The organism is Streptomyces sp. NPDC058877 (assembly GCF_042742855.1).
GTDB lineage: Bacteria > Actinomycetota > Actinomycetes > Streptomycetales > Streptomycetaceae > Streptomyces.
The window spans coordinates 1-3,710 of record NZ_JBHYMF010000335.1 but is presented as its reverse complement, the minus strand read 5'-3'; the positions used below and the strand labels follow the sequence as shown (position 1 = coordinate 3,710).

General features: G+C 72.2%; 5 protein-coding genes. 1 reads left to right on the top strand and 4 read right to left on the bottom strand.

Annotated features, from left to right (window positions below):
* Positions 1 to 90 precede the first annotated feature (90 nt).
* Positions 91 to 753 carry a class F sortase gene (locus tag ACFW2Y_RS35070; RefSeq protein WP_384887589.1) on the bottom strand — a complete coding sequence of 221 codons (663 nt, stop codon included), beginning with the start codon at positions 751 to 753 and terminating at the stop codon, positions 91 to 93.
* A gap of 392 nt (positions 754 to 1,145) precedes the next feature.
* On the opposite strand from ACFW2Y_RS35070, the gene ACFW2Y_RS35065 reads away from it, so the two are divergent.
* On the top strand, positions 1,146 to 1,631 hold the full coding sequence (locus tag ACFW2Y_RS35065; protein WP_384887586.1) for a hypothetical protein: 486 nt from the start codon (positions 1,146 to 1,148) through the stop codon (positions 1,629 to 1,631).
* 91 nt (positions 1,632 to 1,722) lie between these two features.
* On the opposite strand, the gene ACFW2Y_RS35060 is transcribed toward ACFW2Y_RS35065, so the two are convergent.
* The 3 genes from ACFW2Y_RS35060 to ACFW2Y_RS35050 form a co-directional block, all read right to left on the bottom strand.
* The gene (locus tag ACFW2Y_RS35060; RefSeq protein WP_384887584.1) at positions 1,723 to 2,283 is read right to left on the bottom strand and encodes a hypothetical protein; all 561 of its coding nucleotides are present in this window, start codon (positions 2,281 to 2,283) and stop codon (positions 1,723 to 1,725) included.
* A gap of 162 nt (positions 2,284 to 2,445) precedes the next feature.
* Positions 2,446 to 3,210, bottom strand: coding sequence for a hypothetical protein (locus tag ACFW2Y_RS35055; RefSeq protein WP_384887582.1), 765 nt, complete (start codon positions 3,208 to 3,210; stop codon positions 2,446 to 2,448).
* A 64-nt stretch (positions 3,211 to 3,274) separates the two neighbouring features.
* Positions 3,275 to 3,406, bottom strand: a complete 132-nt coding sequence (locus tag ACFW2Y_RS35050; protein WP_384887580.1) for a hypothetical protein — start codon at positions 3,404 to 3,406, stop codon at positions 3,275 to 3,277.
* Positions 3,407 to 3,710: the final 304 nt, after the last annotated feature.

The window sequence follows — 3,710 nt, the reverse complement described above, 5'->3', positions numbered from 1 at the left end:
CGAACACGACGTGACCGTCGAGACCAACACTGACCGCATCGCGGGCGACCTCACCAAGTGGCTGGCCGCCCGCGCTTCCTAAAACACGGCCTAGCGCGAACCGACCATGCGCGCGTACACGACCACGTTCCCGTCGTAGCCGCGCGCACGGGTGTAGCCGCCGCCACAGGTGATCACCCGTAGCTCCGGCTCCCCGTTGTCGGCGTAGACCTGGACGCCGGGGAAGTTGTCCTTCGCGTAGACCTCGACGCCGTAGATCTCGAAGACCGCGATCCGGCCGTCGTACCGCTCGACCTCGATGTGCTGCCCCTTCTCCAGGGCGCCGAGCCCGTAGAAGACCGCAGGGCCCTTGGCGTTGTCGACGTGGCCGACGATGACGGAGGTGCCGCGCTGGCCGGGTGCGATGCCGTTCTGGTACCAGCCGGCCAGGTTGGGGTCCTGTGGCGGTGGGGCCGCCACCCAACCGTTCTCGTCCAGGCCCACGTCCATGATGGGGGCCGCGACCCGGATCGCCGGGATCTTGATCCGGGAGGCAGGGGCGAAGGGCAGCGGTTCGAGGCCGGTGCTCGCGGCGGGGGGCGGCGGGGTGACGGGACGGGCCGCCGGCCGTGCGGCTGCCGCGGGCTGCGGAGGCCCGGCGGCGACGTCCACTCCGTTGCGCATCATCGCAAGCCCGGACAGCATGGCGAGGGCCAGGACGCCCCAGGGTTGACGTCTCCTGCGAGGGAAGACGCGGAAGTCCTTCGGGGGCATGGTTCTCCCTTCTCGGCGTCGTCAGAACGGTAAGGGCGGTCGCGCCGGACGTCGTGCCGGACGGCGCGAACGGGTGGGGGCCCAGCCGGACGGGTGGTCCCGTTCGCCCGGGCGAAGGGCGTCGGGTGATGAGCGGGAGCAGTGCCCGTGGAAGGCAGCCGGGTGACGGCGGGGCTGACCCATCCGAGTAATCGTCAGATAAGCAGGTCGGATGGTCATGACCTGCGCTTCCACCGTCCCGGGGGCCTCCGTCCCGGGCGTGTCGCCTCACCGAGGTGGACCAGTGTCGAGGTGCACGGCTTGCTACGCCTTGTGATGGTTCGTCATGGAAGGCGTACTCGTCGAAACTCCCGGAGCACCGCTTTGGGGCGTCTTCCACTGGAGGTTCAACCATGCGTGCTGCACGCACTCTGGCGGTGACCGCCACCGCACTCGCGGCGGTCGGGCTCGCGGCCCCCCTCGCCGTCGCCACCAACGGGCCGACCAACGTCACCGTCAACCCGTCCGCCGTCCACCCGGGATCGACCCTCACGATCACCGTCCGGGGCTGCGGTCACGGTGGAACGGTCACCTCGAACGCCTTCCCGGAGACCAACCTCTCGGTCAACTCGAACGGGCTCTCCAGCGCCGTCGCCCGGGTCCACGACAACGCCACTCCGGGCAACTACAACCTCGCCGTCAAGTGCAGTGACAACTCGGCCGTCGCCACCCGTCCCTTCCGCGTCCTTCCGGGGCGCGGCGCGCAGGGCGGTCTCGGCGGCTCGCTGGCCCCCAGCTCCACCGAGATGGCCGTCGGCGGAAGCCTCGTCGCCGCGGCGGCCCTCGGCGGCGGGCTCTTCGTCATCCGTCGCCGTCGCACGACCGGCGCAGGGGCTTGACCGGTCGAACCTCCCGGTCTGCCCGTTGTGCCCGCCGCCCCCGAGTTCCTGCGGAACCCGGGGGTGACGGGCGTCCGGGTGCGGGAACCCCTTAGTGGCGCCGACCGGCGCCGGAGCGACGGCGGATCGCATAGACGGTGCCGGTGGCCGCGGCCAGCACCAGGGCACCTCCGACGGCCAGTTCCAGCGGATCGACCCCGCCCATCGAACCGCCGAGGCCGCCCTGCACCCCGCGCGGGGGCGTCAAGGTCGTGGCGTTGATGGTCGGGGTGGCGCTGGACGAGCCGCTGATCGTCAGGGCGACGGTGTCCTGTGCGCCGCCGGTGCAGTGGAACAGCACCGTGTACACGGCGCCGCGCTTGGCGTCCGCATCCACGGTCGCGGTCACCGCGGAGCCCGGTGCGATGGTGGTGGTGTCGAAGATGCCGGCCGAGGCCGTCGCCGTACTGGCGCAGCCGGGGGCGCTCAGCGTCACCCTGCCGCCCGGGGCGACGACCGCGGGCGACACGACGAAATCGCCCGGTGCCTTGGCCCTGGGTGCCTGCGGGGCGGCGGCTGCGGGAGCACCGTCCGCCGCGAGGGCTTCGGGGGCGGCCAGGGCGAGGGCAGCCGCCCCCAACAGGGCAGTGGATGCGACACGTATCGCGCGCATGGTGAATCCTCCGGGTCCCGAGGGGCAGTCACGGAAGGGGGTCCCGTGGAGGGCCGCGCACCTCGTTGCCCGAAACGCTAGGAGCGCACTATCACAGGCGCGATCCCAGGCGTGCGAATGGGGCACCGTTGTCCCCCGGACGGCCCACGCATACGTGTCGGCTCACCGTGTGACCTGTGGGAAGAGGTCGGTGAACGGCGCGGCGGTGGCCGCGATGCCCCGGTCGAACGGCGCGTCGAAGTCCCAGATGAGGAAGAGCAGGAAGGCGATCAGCACGCTGAAGAGTCCGGCGAGCAGCAGTTCCCGCCCGGTCCTGCGGATCTGCAGGGTGAAGATCAGACCGACCGTCACCAGGGCCCCGATGATCAGTCCGAACCAGACCACCCCCGGCATCGTCGCGCCCGCGCTCTGCCCACGGGCCCCCCGCGCGTCGTCGGCGGCGGCCACCAGGTCGACCAGCGGTTGGTAGGCCTGTCCCTCGAAGTCATCGGCCGGTTGGTAGTCGGTGACGCTCCGTCGCACCCGCTCCAGGAGCGCGGTGCCCTCGTCGCTGAGTTCTCCCTTCTCGGCCATGTACGCCCACTCGTCGCGGATCACATAGGCCACGTACGCGTCGACGTCGTCGCGGATCCGGGTGCGGACCTCCTGCGGATACACCTCCACGCGCGCCGAGATCTCGTGCATCGCCTGGGCCTCCTGGCGCACCGTCTCCTGGGCGGCTCCACGGGCCTCCCAGACGCCGGCGATGGCGAGGCCGAGGACGATCGCGTAGATCACGCCGATCATCATCGTCATGTACTCGATGACGTCCGGGGTCTCGCTGGGGTCGTCGTCCTCGGGGATGCGGCGGTTGTTGATGACGACGATGGTGAGCACGACGGCGCAGGCGGCGGCCATGGCGACGGAGAGGACGAGCCATTCGGACATGAGTTCCTCCGGCAGGGGGCGACGGGGCAACGGGTGGACGGGGTCGGGTGCGGCGGTGCTCCGGTCACTTGGACCGGACGCGCAGGATCGCCGTGGCGAGCACGGCGGGGGCAGTGATCATCAGCGTTGCGGTGACGACGGAGGTGCCGCCCTTCGGCTGGTCGCGTGTGGTGCGCCGGTAATGGGGCAGTGCCACGGGCTCTGGGGTCGGCGGCGAGGGGCGCACGGTGGGCGTGGGAGAGGGCGGGGGCGCGGCTGCGGGTTTCGGCGAGGCCGGGGTCGGAGGTGCCGGGGCGGGCCGCTCCGGGAGGGGCGCGGGGCGGGCGGACGGCGGCTTCGGGGCGGGCCGCGGGGGAAGGGGGTCCGGCGAGGGCGGGGCGGGCGGTTCCGGTTCCGGTGAAGGTGCTGGTGCCGGGCGCGCGGGCGGTTCGGTCGGCGGGGGCGCGGGGGAGGGCGGGGGAGTCGGCTCGGGCGGGGGCGTCGGCGTTCCTGGCGTCGGG

Excerpts from the sequence above, each read along its gene's own strand:
- ACFW2Y_RS35055 (WP_384887582.1), bottom strand. The coding sequence starts at position 3,210 with ATGTCCGAATGGCTCGTCCTCTCCGTCGCCATGGCCGCCGCCTGCGCC.
- ACFW2Y_RS35060 (WP_384887584.1), bottom strand. The coding sequence starts at position 2,283 with ATGCGCGCGATACGTGTCGCATCCACTGCCCTGTTGGGGGCGGCTGCC.
- ACFW2Y_RS35070 (WP_384887589.1), bottom strand. The coding sequence starts at position 753 with ATGCCCCCGAAGGACTTCCGCGTCTTCCCTCGCAGGAGACGTCAACCC.
- ACFW2Y_RS35065 (WP_384887586.1), top strand. The coding sequence starts at position 1,146 with ATGCGTGCTGCACGCACTCTGGCGGTGACCGCCACCGCACTCGCGGCG.